13 protein-coding genes are annotated in these 16,044 nt (G+C 36.4%); 5 read left to right on the top strand and 8 right to left on the bottom strand.

Features of this window, described 5'->3' with window-relative positions; genetic code table 11:
• Positions 1 to 79: 79 nt before the first annotated feature.
• From F3J23_RS07070 to F3J23_RS07080, 3 genes are all read right to left on the bottom strand, one after another.
• A complete protein-coding gene (locus tag F3J23_RS07070; protein ID WP_167026217.1) occupies positions 80 to 442 on the bottom strand; it encodes a hypothetical protein in 363 nt (120 codons plus the stop codon).
• Between the two features lie 118 nt (positions 443 to 560).
• The gene (locus F3J23_RS07075; protein WP_167026220.1) at positions 561 to 1,169 is read right to left on the bottom strand and encodes a hypothetical protein; all 609 of its coding nucleotides are present in this window, start codon (positions 1,167 to 1,169) and stop codon (positions 561 to 563) included.
• A 603-nt stretch (positions 1,170 to 1,772) separates the two neighbouring features.
• Positions 1,773 to 2,552: a helix-turn-helix domain-containing protein gene (locus F3J23_RS07080; protein WP_167026223.1), complete on the bottom strand. Its 780-nt coding sequence runs from the start codon at positions 2,550 to 2,552 to the stop codon at positions 1,773 to 1,775.
• A gap of 71 nt (positions 2,553 to 2,623) precedes the next feature.
• Between F3J23_RS07080 and F3J23_RS07085 the strand changes: the two genes are divergently transcribed.
• The 3 genes from F3J23_RS07085 (at position 2,624) to F3J23_RS07095 (ending at position 6,490) form a co-directional block, all read left to right on the top strand.
• A complete protein-coding gene (locus F3J23_RS07085) occupies positions 2,624 to 3,829 on the top strand; it encodes a CynX/NimT family MFS transporter (protein WP_228455282.1) in 1,206 nt (401 codons plus the stop codon).
• Positions 3,830 to 4,384: 555 nt separating this feature from the next.
• Positions 4,385 to 5,287 (top strand): C1 family peptidase, encoded by a 903-nt coding sequence (locus tag F3J23_RS07090; protein WP_167026226.1) that lies wholly within the window; start codon positions 4,385 to 4,387, stop codon positions 5,285 to 5,287.
• Between the two features lie 432 nt (positions 5,288 to 5,719).
• Entirely contained in the window at positions 5,720 to 6,490 is a 771-nt protein-coding gene (locus tag F3J23_RS07095; protein WP_167026229.1) for a T9SS-dependent choice-of-anchor J family protein, read from the top strand.
• A gap of 473 nt (positions 6,491 to 6,963) precedes the next feature.
• On the opposite strand, the gene bioA is transcribed toward F3J23_RS07095, so the two are convergent.
• The 5 genes from bioA to F3J23_RS07120 all read right to left on the bottom strand — a co-directional run bounded on the left by bioA (position 6,964) and on the right by F3J23_RS07120 (position 11,920).
• Entirely contained in the window at positions 6,964 to 8,256 is a 1,293-nt protein-coding gene (gene bioA, locus F3J23_RS07100) for an adenosylmethionine--8-amino-7-oxononanoate transaminase (RefSeq protein WP_167026232.1), read from the bottom strand.
• Positions 8,257 to 8,525: 269 nt separating this feature from the next.
• Complete coding sequence (gene bioB, locus F3J23_RS07105) at positions 8,526 to 9,509, bottom strand: biotin synthase BioB (protein ID WP_167026235.1); 984 nt, start codon at positions 9,507 to 9,509, stop codon at positions 8,526 to 8,528.
• A gap of 2 nt (positions 9,510 to 9,511) precedes the next feature.
• On the bottom strand, positions 9,512 to 10,123 hold the full coding sequence (gene bioD / locus F3J23_RS07110; protein WP_167026238.1) for a dethiobiotin synthase: 612 nt from the start codon (positions 10,121 to 10,123) through the stop codon (positions 9,512 to 9,514).
• A gap of 74 nt (positions 10,124 to 10,197) precedes the next feature.
• Complete coding sequence (locus tag F3J23_RS07115) at positions 10,198 to 11,304, bottom strand: aminotransferase class I/II-fold pyridoxal phosphate-dependent enzyme (protein ID WP_167026241.1); 1,107 nt, start codon at positions 11,302 to 11,304, stop codon at positions 10,198 to 10,200.
• Positions 11,297 to 11,920 (bottom strand): hypothetical protein, encoded by a 624-nt coding sequence (locus F3J23_RS07120; protein WP_167026244.1) that lies wholly within the window; start codon positions 11,918 to 11,920, stop codon positions 11,297 to 11,299. Before F3J23_RS07120 ends, F3J23_RS07115 begins: the two co-directional genes overlap by 8 nt.
• Positions 11,921 to 11,986: 66 nt before the next feature.
• Here F3J23_RS07120 and F3J23_RS07125 point away from each other — a divergent pair, with 66 nt between their 5' ends.
• Positions 11,987 to 13,474, top strand: a complete 1,488-nt coding sequence (locus F3J23_RS07125) for a PLP-dependent aminotransferase family protein (RefSeq protein WP_167026247.1) — start codon at positions 11,987 to 11,989, stop codon at positions 13,472 to 13,474.
• Positions 13,475 to 13,767: 293 nt separating this feature from the next.
• Entirely contained in the window at positions 13,768 to 15,996 is a 2,229-nt protein-coding gene (locus tag F3J23_RS07130) for a TonB-dependent receptor (RefSeq protein ID WP_167026251.1), read from the top strand.
• The last annotated feature ends 48 nt before the right edge of the window (positions 15,997 to 16,044 follow it).

Genomic DNA, 16,044 nt, shown 5'->3' on the forward strand with positions numbered 1-16,044 from the left:
TACCACACAGAGGATTAGTTGATACAAAAAAAACGACTGCTTTAATTTTTTAAAGCATTAATTTTCAATATAAAATCAATCATGAAAGCCGGGGAGGCTGGAAAATTTGGGAAAGATAGTAATTGGAGAAATCCTTTTCTTTATAGATACTGTTTTTCTTGGCAACAGTGATTTCTTTAGGCTTTTTTATTTCAAATGCAAGTTCCGGGAGCTGTGCATGCAGAGTCAATACAATCGGGGGATTGATAAACGGCAGCTTTTGATCTGTATCCCAATCCGAATCCTGTTTGTGGTTATCATAATGTTCCATCACAAACTCTGAAAGGCTGCCATGATATTCCATATAATGTTCAACAAACATAGGCACTTTCAGTACTTCCCCCGCATTGGTGGTAGCCAGCACATACATCATTGAACATAATATGGAGAACCATTTTAACATTGATGCAAATATAAGGCTTAAATTCTTGCTGAAAATACTGCTGTATTAATTTTTTAAGAATTTATGCTGTTTAAAAAATGATTTAAATAAATGTTTATGAATCTAAAGATCTCCGGAATTAATCAAAATCCAGAAAACCATCAGTAAGCTGTTTCCATTGGATTTTGGCGGTTCCCATCATTCCTCCGGCAGCAACAGTAATATTTCTGATAATATCTATAAGTTTTGCATTGAAGTTTGGCGATTCATTTCTTCCGTACACACCCGCCCTTAAATGTGTGGGGCTTCTGAATATTAAAAATGTAGAACTCGCCTTGGAACTGTAAAAATGTGCGATATGACGGCTTTTTTTATTTCCAGGATCCGGGGACGGTCTGCATGTCATTAATACACTTTCTGTAAAGCTGTCCTGATAATAGCAGATATCTGTAATCTCTACCCAATCATATCCACTGGCTTCCGTTTCTCCCGGACCGGGAATGTTGATTCTGATAAAATCACCCTTTTGAGGTTCCCGCTGTACCGGATCAGCGTTGGAATCATAAAGTTTAAAGTCTGCAAAAGACTCTCCGCCAAAGCTTTTCCATTGGTTGATAGAGAAGAGTCTTTTTTTTAGTATTTCAAATTTAAGCGAAACCTGATCCTGCTTAAATAGTTTTCTGCTTTCGGTATCGTGAAAACCTCCGGATTTTTGTGAGGGAACTCCTTTGATTTTTTTGGGCTTCATATAATATGTTTTAAACAAAATAATGAAAATAACTCTTATTATTTTGTGAGTATAGTCACATTTAGTTAAATTATTGTTTGGTTTTTAAGTCATCTAAGACTTTTTTATACCATAATTGTTGGACTTAAATTTCTAAATTGTAAGTAAAACCCCATTTATAAGTCATTAAATAGCGAATTATATTTTGAAGAATTATATTTCTTTGGAAATGATCCCATAATCTTAAAGAAAACAATAATCATTTAGTAAATAATTATTTTTACTTGAAATAAATAATATTTAAAAAAAAAGCTCTTATGATGTTTTGTATAACGTGATTTTTATTTATATTTGTGAATCGAAATAATTTTTTTTCATCATTTGTGTTTTTTTAAGGTCTCCATTCTTGGGGACCTTTTTATTTTCGTTGATAGCATAATTGAAAATTTACTATTTATTTGAAAAAATACTTAAAAAGTGAAATATTCTTCAGAACAAACTCCCTAATGGCTTTATATAGGCTAATACTCTGTTTTTATAACAAATTAAGTCTACTTTTCTATTTTCATTTATTATCAGATAAAACCAGCAGCCTTATCAGTTTTAATCAATCTTCAAAAATGATTATTTGATCGTTTTTATAAAATCAGTGGGACGAAACTGCATCATCGATTGAAAGCTTCTGGTATAGGCCTGTATACTCTTATACCCCACTTTATATGCTGTTTCCGATATGGTAAGCTGTCCTGAGCTCAAAAACTCCAGACTTTTAATGATTCGAAGCATTTGCTGGTACTTAGTCAGTGTAAGTCCGGTTTCTTTTTTAAAAATACGTTCAAGGGTACGGGAAGATAATAATGCAGCCTCACTCAGGTCTTCCATGGCTATATCGTTGTGGTAATGATTATGAAGGTATTCAATAACACTGACAAGACGCTTATCTTTTGGAAGACAGATATGGAGCACTAATGAATGTTCTACAAAACGGGGAAGCTCATTGAAAAGTGCTTCCAAAAAGAGGTTTTCACTGTGATCAGCCACCATCTGTTTAGACCACCTTTCTGAGTATTTGATCATTTCCTTTAAAACAGGAGGAACTGAAAAAATATGCACCTGATGATAAAACGGTGTCTTTATATCAACATCTGCAAACATGATCATCAGTTTGATTTTTTCAGAATGTGAATTGGTCTTATGAACAGCATTCGGGGGAATCCATACGGCGTGATTTTGGGGAAGCAGATAAATTCTCTCTTCAATTGTGATGTACTGAAAACCGCTTTCTACATAAACGAGTTGGCCTTTTCTGTGATGGTGCAATACATTGTCGTGAACCCAGTTTTCTTCAAACCATACAAAATAGGGTTTATTCAGTTCATCTATTATAATATTATTAGGATCCATGTCGTTTCAGGTTAAAACTTTGGCAAAATTAAACAAAATTACTACACTAATTTTGTGCAAAAGTTTTTATTATGATGAAGAATGAAGTAAAAAAGAAAGCCTCGTATGTTTTGCTGATCATCAATGTTCTGGTTGTTATTTTGATTTCAAGTAATCTCCGTTCGCCCATTGTTGCGGTAGCACCGGTACTTGGAGAGATCAGAGATGTATTGAAGCTGGATAATTTTCAGGTGAGTCTGCTAACCTCTATTCCACTGTTTATGTTTGCCGTCTGTTCTGTTCTGGTGAGCCGGTTTTCCAACAAATTTGGAATCAGTAAGCTGCTGATGTATTCATTAATTATCTTAAGTTTCGGATTATTTCTTCGCATTACGGGATCTCTCTGGCTCTTATTTTTAGGTTCTGTATTGATGGGATTAGGAATATGTATCGGAAATGTGGTAACTCCGGGATATGTTAAAAATAATTTCCCGAAACAGATCGGGCTGATGACCGGTATTTTCGCTGTATCTATGAATCTTACGGCGGCTTTGGCTTCAGGCTTCAGTGTGAAAATTGGGGAATGGACAGGCTTTGGCTGGCGTGGTTCTCTGGGAATATGGCTGGTAATTGCAGCGTTGGGATTTCTGGTTCTGGCCTTGGAATTTATATTCAATAAAAAGAATTCTGATCAGCCAAAAACAGCGTTGAGCACCTCTGATTTTAATATGTTTAAATCAGCCCAGGCATGGAATATCAGTATTTTTATGGGATTACAGTCCCTATTCTATTATTGTCTGGTAGCCTGGTTACCTTCCTTCCTTGCAGATTTTCATATGCAGGCCGAAAGTTCCGGATGGGTATTCTTTGTTATTCAGATCACCATGATTCCTGTTACATTCTGCTGTCCGATTATTGCCAGTAAAATGAAAGATCAGAGACTGATGATTCTTTTTGTATGTGTGATGATGTTTATAAGTACGATGATGTTCGTCTTTATGAAATCCGAATGGATCTATGTAAATGCAATCATCATAGGAATTGCCAACGGTTTATCTTTCAGTTTGTCTATTCTCTTCTTTTCTGCAAGAACCAAAAGCAGCATCAATGCAGTTAAAATCTCAGGAATGGCACAATCTGTAGGATATCTTATCGCTGCATTCGGACCTCCGTTATTCGGGAAACTCCATGATTGGGATATTTCCTGGAACAGTTCATTTTATTTTTTAAGCACTGCCGTATTACTGATGTTTTATTTCGGAATGAAGGCTGCAAGAAATAAATATGTCGAAGATTAAATGTAATACTTATGTATAAAATGAAAAAGGATAGAACTACTGCTCTATCCTTTTTTTTATTCTATTTAATGCTTTTTTTGGGTTGATCAATGAAACGGAAAATAATTTGATTGTGAGAAAAATAACACAAAGTTCCCCTCTATCTTCTATTCTGGCAGCAGATAACAGGGGAAGAGTGAAAAAAAATTGCATTTGATATTCCATGGATCATTTGAAGAGTTTTGTCTCTGACAAAGGTATTAATCAGTATTTTTTACTGGACAATTGCTAAAGAAACCTTAATCATTCACTTAAAAATTAGATTTTTAAATGTACAGGCTGCGTTTTCTTATAAATCTTATCAAATCGAAAAAAATCTTTTAATAAAATACCTCAGAACAGTATTAATAATTATTAATTAATAGGATTATTTATGTGAAAAAACATTAATAAAAAACAACATAACCACCTGATATTGAATGTTTTTTATATTTTATATATTAAAGTAATTTATTTCACATTGCTTAGAAAAAAAATAAAAAATACCTTCGGAACGTAATCATAAAAAATAAAAATATGAAACTAAAATTAACTACTCTGGTACTGGGGGTACTATTTCTTTCAGCATGTAAGTCTAATGACGATATGGACATGGAAAAACCAGAATCTACTTCTCAAAAGTACCATTCTTTAGGAGCTAAGTTTGTGGATGAAGCCACTTATGCATCTTTTCAAAAAGCAGATGTTAACGCTTTAAGTCTTAAGTTCAAGAACAGGAACTCTGAAAATGCACAAAAGGCTCTTCCAGCTAATTATTCTATTGCAGGCGCACCTATCGGTGACCAAGGGGGTGAAGGGTCATGTGTTGCCTGGGCTACGGCATATGCTGCAGCAAGTTCACTTCAGCATAATTTTAATGGGGTGGCTTTTCCGGATGCAAAAAGAAGTCCGGAATATGTTTTTAATCAAATAAAATTAAGTAATGATTGCCAGGGTTCTTATATTTCTTCTGCACTTAATTTAATTAAGAGTCAAGGTGTTTGCAGTTGGGATGAAATGCCTTATACTGACGCCGGATGTACTACACAACCAAGTTTTCTTCAGACTGCTCTAGCTAAGAACTATAAGTTCACGAACTGGGGGGTAGTAAATAACACAGATCTTAATGGTGTGAAGAATCTTATAAGTATGGACCTTCCTGTAATAATTGCCGTGACAGTTGATAGCAACTTTGACAATATGGGAGGCCTTTTGGGACTTGGTGATTGGATTTGGAAGTCTCATGGCGGAACTGTCCGTGGAGGTCATGCTGTTACTGTAATAGGCTATGATGATAACAAGCAGGCATTTAAAGTTCAGAATTCCTGGGGTACAGGATGGGGTGTAAATGGATATTTTTGGATAGACTACAACTTCTTTAAAAAAACAAAAGCAAATAACGGTGCAGTTAATGAAGCGTATGTAGCGTATGTAGATTAAAACAATACACAAATATTTACCATTTTGCAAACAATAAAAAGGCTTAAATACTTATCTTTCTATAAGGTACAAAATTATTTTGAATCTTTTTTTGTACTAGTTTTGGTCGACCTTCTGCTGCTTATTGCAGAAGGTTTTTACTACAAGAAAATACTGCTCTGGGGATCATTATTTTTAGATCGTTTGAAGAACAGAAATAAAAAACTTTAAAAGTTAACAGTGTGGGTCTGAAGGACTTAAACTGGCCAGTACTGTTATTATTTTATTCTGATTAAAACATGATATAATGTTTTAAAAACAAAAAATACAAAATCAATTAAAGAATCAATTTCTTCTCTCTTTGTTGAACCTTTCAACAGATTAAGCTATCCTTATTTTTTGATCATAGAAAGACAATGAAGAATAGCAAACTAATTATTAAAATTATTTATGATGAAAAAACAACTATTTTTTGCTTTACTACTGCCTGTTATGGGCTTTGGGCAATGGACGGAAAACTTTGATGCCTCGACAGCTTTGCCTGCCGGATGGGCAATAATCAATAACGGAGATCCTAACGGATGGACAGGTACTACTAATGCTACATTTAGCCAATCAGGAACAAATTTATTTGGAATCGCACGAGGCACAACGGCTCATGATGATTATCTGATTACAAAAGCCATTAGCGTAACTTCCGGAGTAAGCGACAGAGTCTCTTTTTATATAAGATCTGCTCTTGGAACTGCTCTGGAAAATTATGAAATCTTACTCTCCACAACTGATCAAACAAAACCTGCTTTTACAACAGTACTTCAATCAACAGAAAAAGCACCAGTTACCTGGACTCAAAAAACTTTTAACCTTTCTGCTTACAACGGGCAGACTGTCTATGTAGCGATTCATGCAACTGATACTAATCAATTGGCACTTCTTGCAGATACCTTTGTAGTAGATGCTGCTCCTGTATTGACTACTTCAGAAGCCATTAAAATAAAGGATGATGCCAAGATATATCCCAATCCTTTTACTGATTATGTTCACATTTCAGATATTGATCATGTGAGTTCTGTTCTGGTTTCTGATGTTTCAGGAAAGACGGTGAAAAATATCAGCAACCCGCAAAAAGAAATTAACCTTTCAGGTTTGCAGCCGGGCAGTTATTTTATTACAGTACGATATAAGAACCAATCTGTAAAAACATTTAAGTCCGTAAAAAAATAGCATTAGGATTAAAAAAAAGATCTTTCTTATAAAATGGAAAGGTATTTTTTATTCACATATTTTTCTACTTTTTTTAATTCTTCAAGATAAGCCTTCATTAATTTGAAGGCTTATTCATTTACAAATCAACAACATACACAATAATTATCATCTGAAATAATCCATAATTCCATTCGTCATTCTGCTCTATTGCGAAAAAGCACAAAAAAAATTTTAATTATTGGGTGATTATTTTAATTTTTTGTGAACTGATATAAAATGGCTTACTCTTATGGTTATTATTTTTTTACATATTAAACACTTTTTAAAGAAAATCATTTTATATTTTATCAAAAAAATATTGATAAATAAAGATTTAATTTAAAACTTACGTGGGAAAACGGTATAATAAAACCTCATAAATCCAAGAAATCTATAAGGCTTTATTAATTGGGTATAATATTGTTTGTACCTGATCTGTTGTATAAAGAAAATCAATCTCTGAACTGATCCAGAACTTCTATGATATTCTGATATACAAAGTCCAGTTCTTCGGATGAAATACAATACGGAGGTACCAGATAAATTACATTTCCCAATGGCCGCATAATAATTCCCCGTTGTAAAAATTCATTGTAAAGCTTTTTTCCTATTTCATTAAAATAAGAAGTGCCATGCCCGGTTTTAAAATCAAAAGCTAAAATTGTCCCGACCTGGCGAACTTTTTCTACATAAGGATGAAAAGCCAATGCTTTTGCAAACTCAGAATGTTGATGAGTGATTCGGTTGATATTCATTTGAGTGTCTTTGGTGAGTAATAATTCCATGCTGGCTAAAGCAGCAGCACAAGCCAAAGGATTTGCCGTAAAAGAGTGTCCGTGAAATAACGTTTTATGACGATCATCAGAAAGGAAAGCATTATAAATCTCATTAGAACAGGTTGTAATTCCCATAGGCATGGTTCCTCCTGTTAATCCTTTGGAAAAACACATAATATCAGGCTGTTCTGTAAGATGGTCTGCTGCAAAAAGCTTCCCTGTTCTTCCAAATCCGGTAAAAACTTCATCCTGAATCATAAGAACTCCCTGCTCTCTGCAGAATTTCATCAGTTCATCGAGATTTTCTGCCTTATACATTAGCATTCCGGCAGCTCCCTGAACCAGAGGTTCGTAGATAAAACATGCTACTTCGTCGGCAAGATCTCTAATTTGTGATTGTAAGCTTTCAATATTTTCAGCATTGGGAGTATCAATGAAAACAACTTCGAAAAGCATGCTTTCAAAAGGTTTTGTCCAGAAACTCTTTCCACTTACAGACATCGCTCCAAAAGTATCCCCGTGATAAGCATTTTTAAAGGCAAGAATCTTGGTTTTCCTTTTGTCCTGGTTATATGCATATTGAATACACATTTTTAAGGCTACTTCTACCGCTGTGGAGCCATTATCAGAATAAAAAACTTTTCCCTGGTTTTTAGGAAGAAGTTGTAATAAGTTCTCTGAAAGCTGTACCGCAGGTTCATGGGTAAATCCGGCGAAAATTACCTGCTCCAATGTGTTGAGCTGTTCAAAAACCCGCTGGGCAATATGAGGATGAGAATGCCCGTGTAATGTAACCCACCATGAAGAAACAACGTCCATATATTTATTCCCTTCGTGGTCATAAAGGTAAATTCCTTTTCCTTTTACAACAGGTATTGTGTCATCCGCAGTTTTCATCTGGGTATAAGGATGCCAGTTGACTGCTTTATCTCTTTGCTGGAGGCTGGGTTGTTTTGTTATTGTGTTCATGTTTCGTTGTAAAATGTATTCATGATGATGTAAGAGCGGATACTTGAGGTTTAATGCCGAGTGCACAAGGTTATTCTTCCTATATCGTATCTATTCTTTTGTAAAACCATTTCATTCAGCAATAGTTTAGCTGAATGTAGTCTTCATGTTTATAAAATTCTTGAGTTAAATACAGGTATTTATTTCAAAATATGGGTTACCCAAAATAAAATAAACAGGAGAATGCTCAGAATCCAGCTCATAACATATCATTTATAATTCAAAATTGTTTAACAGCAGGTTTCCTTTTTCATCATTGGTTTTAACCCAAGGTTCTGCAGCATTTGCATATCTTCGGAAACTCCCGGATTAGGAGTTACCAGCAACGTTTCCCTTTCCCCTGTAAAAATAGAGTTGGCTCCGGCCATAAAACACCATGCCTGTTCTGTTTCTGTCATTTCAATACGTCCTGCACTTAATCTTACCATAGAAGAAGGCATCACAATTCTTGCTGTCGCAATCATTCTTACCATCTCCCAGGTATCTACTTTCTCATTATTTTCCAATGGAGTTCCTTCTACCCTCGCCAGTGCATTGATAGGTACAGATTCCGGATGTTTAGGCATTGTTGCCAATGTCAACAGCATTGAGATTCTGTCTCTATGTGTTTCCCCAAGCCCAATGATTCCTCCGGAACAGACTGTAATTCCCGCTTTTCGGACGTTATTGATCGTATTAATTCTGTTATCAAATGTTCTGGTGGAAATAATTTCCTCATAATACTGCTCAGAAGTGTCAAGATTATGGTTGTAAGCGTATAATCCTGCTTCCTGAAGCCTTAGAGCCTGCTCTTCAGTAAGCATTCCCAGAGTACAGCAGACTTCAAGCCCAAGTTCATTCACCCCTTTTACCATATCAATAACTCTGTCAAAATCACGGTTATTTCGTACCTCGCGCCATGCTGCAGCCATACAGAATCTTGAAGATCCGGAATCTTTTGCCTTTTGAGCATGGGCAATTACAGTTTCCGTAGGAAGTAAAGCCTGTACTTTGATATTGGTATGATATCGTGCAGCCTGTCCGCAATATGAACAGTCTTCCGGACAGCCGCCGGTTTTGATGGATAATAAAGTAGAAATCTGAACTTCGGAAGGATCATGCCATTCACGATGCACAGTAGCCGCTTTATAGATAAGTTCCATGAGAGGTAAATGATAAATTTCTTCAATTTCCTCTTTGGTCCAGTTATTTCTGATTGTTGTTTTTTGATCCATTATCATAATTTTGTTATTGTTACTTGTTTTGTTGCTGCTTTAATATGTTCTTTATCCGGACTTGCAATCTCCGGAATTTTGATAATTTTTGTTTCTTTTCCTATAAAATTGAGAATTACCCGCTCTGTATCAGCTGGAAATTCACCATTAAGAATCAGGTACTCCAGTTTAATTTCTCTTTGTTGTAATGCCATCACCGAGAGTAAAGTATGGTTAATACACCCCAGATAGTTCCTGACCACAAGCCCCGCAGGAAGATTCAATCTTTGTATCAGATCGATCATAAAAACATCGTCTGACATCGGAACCATAAGACCTCCGGCTCCTTCTACGATCATAGAATTTTCCGTTTCCGGCAAATGAAAATCATTGAGATTGATCTTTTTATTTTCCTCCCGTGCTGACTGATGGGGTGATGCGGCTAATCGTAAACGATAGGTTTCAGGGTGGCAAATTGTGCCGTCAGTCCATGCTGCAATTTTATGGCTGTCTGTATAATGCAGATCGCCGGATTGTACCGGTTTCCAATATTCTGTTTTAAAATACTGAACAAGTACAGCTGAGCAGACTGTTTTTCCTATTTCGGTTCCTATTCCTGTTATAAATAATTTCATGAGATATGAGGTTCGTTTTTCGCGTTTTGAAAGTGTTTACATTTTAAATTCCAGAGAAGCTGTCTTGATTTGATTTAAATAAATTCTTTAATAATCCCGGTAAGGTTTGAAATTTCCTCTTCTGTATTAAAACTGTGAAGGCATATCCGCAGTCTCTCACTTCCGGCCTGTACGGTTGGGCTGTATATTGCATAGGTTAAAAATCCATATTCATCTAAAGCATCCTGTAAAGCTTTCAACTTTTGATTATCCGGAATGACAATGGCCTGAATAGGACTTATTTCTGATGAAGGAGACCACAGATTCCGGCTTCTGAATATTTTAATATTTTCCTGAAGCTTTTCTGCTGATTCAGGGCTGCATTCTAAAAACTCATATCCTGTTTTTATGCTCAGCCATTGAATATCCTGTGCAGAAGTTGTATAAATGAAAGGTGTTGCAAAATTGACGAGGTAAGATTTCATCGTTTCATTACACAATATAGCTGCACCATGCGCTCCCAAAGCTTTACCGTAAGTAACTACCACAGCGGCCACTCTATCCTGCAAATCATACTTCCCAATCAATCCATATCCGAAAACCCCGAAAGCATGAGCTTCATCAACAATCAATGAAGCATTATACTTTTGCGCAACCGCTGCAATTTCCTGAACGGGTGCAAAATCTCCTTCCATTGAATAAAGGCTTTCTATTGCGATGTAACAGTGTCCTTCTTGTCTTTTTAAAATATTTTCAAGATCTTCAGCATCGTTGTGTTTAAATTTTAACTTCTTTGCATTCGACAATTTACAGGCATCATGTACGGAACGATGAATCTGTTCATCTACAATAATGATATCATGACGGCTGGGAAGCGTTGAAAACAAAGCCAGATTTGCATTGTATCCGGATGGGAAAAGCAATGCTGCCGGGAACTGATGCTTTTGAGCAATAAAACGTTCAGTCTCTGTGGCGAGACAGGTATTACCACTGATCAGCCTTGAGCCCGTACTCCCTGAAAGTAATTCCGGATTTTGAGTCACCTTTTCCAGTAGAATGTTTTGAAACTTTTCATTTTTTGCAAACCCCAAATAATCATTGGAATAAAAATCAATTCCTTCGCCACGCAGCTTTAATGTTCTTAGTGTTCCTTCCTCTTTTCTTTTATCAAGTGCTTCCTGGAAACGTTGAAAATTAAGCATAGTTAAGCTGGGCTACATCTTCCGTTACAGCATTGATCCACGCTTCATGGAGTTCTTTTTCAATGGTAAGGACATGTTCTGCATGCTGTTTCCAATCAGCGGAAAACTCATTCAACTGATTAATCATTTCTTCAAGATGTCCTTCCTCTTCAAGAATAATAGATTTCACCATGATTCTGGATGATGTTTCGGTAAGCACTTGTTGGTAAACAGGATATAGTGCATCAGCACGTACCTCAATTGCATAGGTTACAAAAAGATAAGCTGCATATTTCAGGTCTTCTTTATTTAGATTGAAAGCTTCCTGCAGGTAACGGCAGGCTTTGATATCCAGTGCATGAAGATACTGGCGGGTAGCCACTGGAGCCAGAAGTTCCGGATTTTCATAAGTCTTGCATAATTCAGGATCTATTTTCCCGATCTGTTTTTTAAGATAATAGGCATGACGGTGCTCTTCAGCAGCATGTTTCAGTTGAATCTGGGAAACGAGTACCGGATGCTCACACTTTGAAATCTTTCTTGCACCGGCGTTTTCCATAAAAGAAAGAGTATTCAGCCATTTGGCATGGGTACTTCCTTCCTGCACAATTTTTTGTAACAGATGATGAAATTCCATAGATTTTTATTTTGATGTCAAAAGTAGTATATTGCCGGATGGTTACATGGTGCCAGTTTTGATATTATGGATAGTCCGGTTAAGATTCCCTACGATAGTTTTATAAAAATAGATAGAAAATCAGAGACTTCTATCTATTTACAGATCGCAAATCAGTTGATTAATGCCATTCAAAGAGGATTTTTACCTTTTGGAACCAAACTTCCCGGTACCAGAACTTTCAGTGAGATGCTGGAAATCCACAGAAATACTGCTGTAGCCGTTTATGATGAGCTTTCAGCACAGGGCTGGACGGAGAGTTTTCCAAATAAAGGAACTTTCGTCATTGGAAAAGATCAGGAGAAGCCTTTACAAGTAAACCATTTTGAACGGAATAACCTTCAAAACTATCCGAAAACAACCGGATTTTCTTTCAAAACATCCAATATTCTGGATAATCCTTTTGAACATTCAAATTGCGAGTATGTTTTTAATGATGGCGTTCCCGATATCCGTCTTACTCAGATTGGCCAGCATTCCCGGTTCTATAGCTCTATTCTTAAACGTAAATCCAATCAGAAAGCATTGGGACATTATAATCAGGACGGAAGTGAATTTTTTAAAGAACATTTGTCACAATATCTTAATTTGTCCCGCGGCTTACCTATTTCAAAAAATAATCTTCTGATCACCAGAAGTACGGAAATGAGTATTTATATAGTTTCCGAAATTTTACTTTCAGCTGGAGATACTGTATTAGTAGGATCTTTAAGTTATTTTTCCGTCAACATGATCTTTATGAAAGCCGGAGTCAATATTGTTTCCATTCCTATAGATGAAGATGGAATTATTGTAGAAAGTGTACGCGAAGCCTGTAAAAAACAGAAAATCCGTATGCTTTATCTCACTCCTCACCATCATTACCCAACCACAGTTGCATTGAGTGCACAGAGAAGGCTTGAACTCCTGGAACTGGCCCATGAATACGGATTTATCATTCTGGAAGATGATTATGATTATGAATTCCACTATGATAAAAGTCCTATTCTTCCCCTCGCAAGTGCAGATACTCATGGAATGGTAATCTATATTGGTTCTTTCGGGAAATCATTGGCTCCGGGTTTTCGTACCGGATTTATTGTAGCACCGGAAAACCTGATGACAGAAATGCGGAAGTATCTGGGAATTATTGACCGCCAGGGAGATATTCTTATGGAAAGAGCACTCGGAGAAATGATTGAAGAAGGAGAAATAAACCGATATCTTAAAAAATCGTTGAAAGTCTACCAGGAAAGAAGAGATTATTTCACTTATTTGCTTACAGAAAGTCTGGATGATCTTATTACTTTTCAAAACCCTTCCGGAGGTCTGGCTGTCTGGCTGGAATGGAATATTCCGTTGAATCTGATGCAGTTCAGCCGTAACTGTGCCAAGGATAACCTTTTCATTCCCAAAACACTGCTTTATCAAAATAAGGGGCTAACTGCCATGCGTTTGGGATTCGGAGATTTAAATTCCAATGAAATGGAAAAAAGTGTAGAAATTTTTGCAAAAAACGCAAAATTGCCTGGCTAGGTTCTCATTTTGGGGATTTTTAATCAGGGTATTTTGATGATTTTCCTGCCTTTTAATCATTTTTTTATATTATATTTTTGTTAATTCTAAAAAAATATCTGCTCTTTTTTGTCTCATTTTGAGACTGGAACAAAATGGGTTTTAAAGCCAAAACAACCCCGAAAAGACTTCCTTATTCAGGGAGTAATTTCCTCCCGATTCACATTCATTTGAAATATGTGACAAAAATCATTTTGATTTTTTCCCCAATTATATTCTATATTTACTCCATTATTTTTAATTGTTCTAAATAAATGAAACGACAATATGTACTTTCAGCCATCCTATTGGCTGCCTTTTCTGCACATACTTCTGCGCAAAGCAAGCAGGACAGTATTACCACAAAAGATATCAATGAAGTGGTACTGGTATCTTCACGTTCTCCAAAACAGATAAGTGATATTCCGGGAACGGTATGGATCATTGGAGAAAAAGAACTTCAGACACAAATAAGAGGGGGAGCCGGATTGAAAGAAGTATTGGGAAATATGATTCCCGGATTTGATTTCGGAAATCAGGGAAGAACCAATTATGCTCAAAATATGAGAGGCAGAAATGTTCTGGTAATGCTTAATGGTGTTTCGCTGAACAGTACAAGGGCCGCAAGCAGACAATTTGATGCTATTGATCCTTTTAATATCGAAAGAATTGAGGTGTTATCCGGTGCTTCTGCCATCTACGGTGGAGATTCAACAGGAGGAATTATCAATATCATCACCAAAAGACCCACATCAAACAAACTGGCATTTGAAACATCCGTAGGCCTTAAAACAGGATTTCATAAAGATGATCTTGATAAAAGAATTGCACAGTCCATTGAAGGAGGTAATGATAAAGTAAAGTTCCGATTAGGAGCTGCTTTCACTCAAAATGAGGGTGCTTTTGATGCTCATGGAGATCAGATCATCACGGATGTAAAACAAGCGGATTTTCAATATAACAGATCCATAGACCTTTTAGGAGGTGTAAGTGTTAAGCTTGCTCCTAACCAGGATTTAAATGTAGACCTTCAGTACTATAACTCAAAAGTCAGAAATAAAAAATGGCTTTCTTTTGGACCTGGATTTACTGGATTTACCACAAAGAACCCCGACCTGATCAATGTTCTGGGAGGTGCAGATTCAGATGTAGTTCCCCGCACGGAACGTTTCATGGCGAATGTTCAGTATAATCTTCGGAATATTTTAGGAGGTCATAATTTACTCCTTCAGGCTTACGGAAGACGTGAAGAAGTAGATTTCGGAGCTTCTTTTGCTGAAATTCCAAAACCGCCGGCAGGTGTTACCCTTCCAGTTTTCTTATCTTCAGGAAGAGGAAATACAGATGTTTATGGTGCCAAAGCGGTGATGTCAAAACAATGGAATGCATTTAATTTCACTTATGGAGCAGACATAGATTTTGAAAATTTCAAAGGAGATCAGGCTATTTTTAATCCTAAAATAAGCAGTGAATCCGGAGGGCTTGTCAATAAAACAGATGCTTTTGTAGGAAGATATCCTGATACTAAAATATTTACACTTGCCGGCTTCATTCAGGCAGACTGGAACATTACGAAACAACTTACTCTTTCCGGAGGTGTAAGACAACAGTTTATCAATGTAAAGCTGGATGATTTCGTAGGATTTAAAGAGCAGGTTTATATGCATTTCGGATATGGAAATTCTGCGGATGCCGTTAAAGGAGGGAAAAACAATTATGAAGTAACCCTGCTGAATGCAAGTTTATTGTACAAAGTAACTCCGGTATGGCAGACGTGGTTCAGCTTCTCACAAGGGTTTGCAGTTCCTGATGCAGCGAAATCTTATGGTTTCGGAAAGTATTCATTGGCCAATAACCGCTGGAATCTTTTAAACAGCATGAACATCGCAGAACAACCGTTAAGCGGAATCAAAACAGATCAGATAGAACTTGGATTCAGACATAATAAAGGCTCGGCAGGATTGTATGCACAGGGATCATTTTTCTATGCACTTTCCAGCAAAACCTTAAAAATTGACAATGCAGCTTTTACCGTTTCATTACTTGACCAGAAACTTAGAAACTATGGTTTTGAAGGGGCTTTGGGCTATCGTTTTGCACAAGGACTTGAATTGGGTGGAAATGTATTATTAATGCAGTCTGAAACGGAAACTGTAGATAAAGGCTGGCAGAATCAGTCGGTGTATACCACAAACCCATCCAAATTTATGGTTTTCACGGGCTGGAATGCTAAGAAATTTTCACTGAGACTGCAAATGCAGAATTCTATGAATTATACGGATCTGGCAGATATGAAAATTACGGGCTATACCCTATTCGATTTTGTAGGAGACATAAAATTAAACAAAGGAACCATCAATTTCGGCGTTCAGAATATTTTTAATAAGCAATATACAACGATCTGGGGACAGCGTTCCGTATTTTTCTATGGAGCACCTCAGAAAGCATTTGCTTATCAGGGTCGCGGAACAACATTTTCTGTAGGCTACACGATTACCTATTAATTGTAAGATTAGCAGAGACATTTTCCATTAATCTTTAATCCAGAATTT

Source organism: Chryseobacterium sp. Tr-659, assembly GCF_011752975.1.
Classification (GTDB): domain Bacteria; phylum Bacteroidota; class Bacteroidia; order Flavobacteriales; family Weeksellaceae; genus Chryseobacterium.

Coding starts and splice junctions, on each gene's coding strand:
- F3J23_RS07070 (WP_167026217.1), bottom strand. CDS start 442: ATGTTAAAATGGTTCTCCATATTATGTTCAATGATGTATGTGCTGGCT.
- F3J23_RS07075 (WP_167026220.1), bottom strand. CDS start 1,169: ATGAAGCCCAAAAAAATCAAAGGAGTTCCCTCACAAAAATCCGGAGGT.
- F3J23_RS07080 (WP_167026223.1), bottom strand. CDS start 2,552: ATGGATCCTAATAATATTATAATAGATGAACTGAATAAACCCTATTTT.
- F3J23_RS07085 (WP_228455282.1), top strand. CDS start 2,624: ATGATGAAGAATGAAGTAAAAAAGAAAGCCTCGTATGTTTTGCTGATC.
- F3J23_RS07090 (WP_167026226.1), top strand. CDS start 4,385: ATGAAACTAAAATTAACTACTCTGGTACTGGGGGTACTATTTCTTTCA.
- F3J23_RS07095 (WP_167026229.1), top strand. CDS start 5,720: ATGAAAAAACAACTATTTTTTGCTTTACTACTGCCTGTTATGGGCTTT.
- bioA (WP_167026232.1), bottom strand. CDS start 8,256: ATGAACACAATAACAAAACAACCCAGCCTCCAGCAAAGAGATAAAGCA.
- bioB (WP_167026235.1), bottom strand. CDS start 9,509: ATGGATCAAAAAACAACAATCAGAAATAACTGGACCAAAGAGGAAATT.
- bioD (WP_167026238.1), bottom strand. CDS start 10,123: ATGAAATTATTTATAACAGGAATAGGAACCGAAATAGGAAAAACAGTC.
- F3J23_RS07115 (WP_167026241.1), bottom strand. CDS start 11,304: ATGCTTAATTTTCAACGTTTCCAGGAAGCACTTGATAAAAGAAAAGAG.
- F3J23_RS07120 (WP_167026244.1), bottom strand. CDS start 11,920: ATGGAATTTCATCATCTGTTACAAAAAATTGTGCAGGAAGGAAGTACC.
- F3J23_RS07125 (WP_167026247.1), top strand. CDS start 11,987: ATGGATAGTCCGGTTAAGATTCCCTACGATAGTTTTATAAAAATAGAT.
- F3J23_RS07130 (WP_167026251.1), top strand. CDS start 13,768: ATGAAACGACAATATGTACTTTCAGCCATCCTATTGGCTGCCTTTTCT.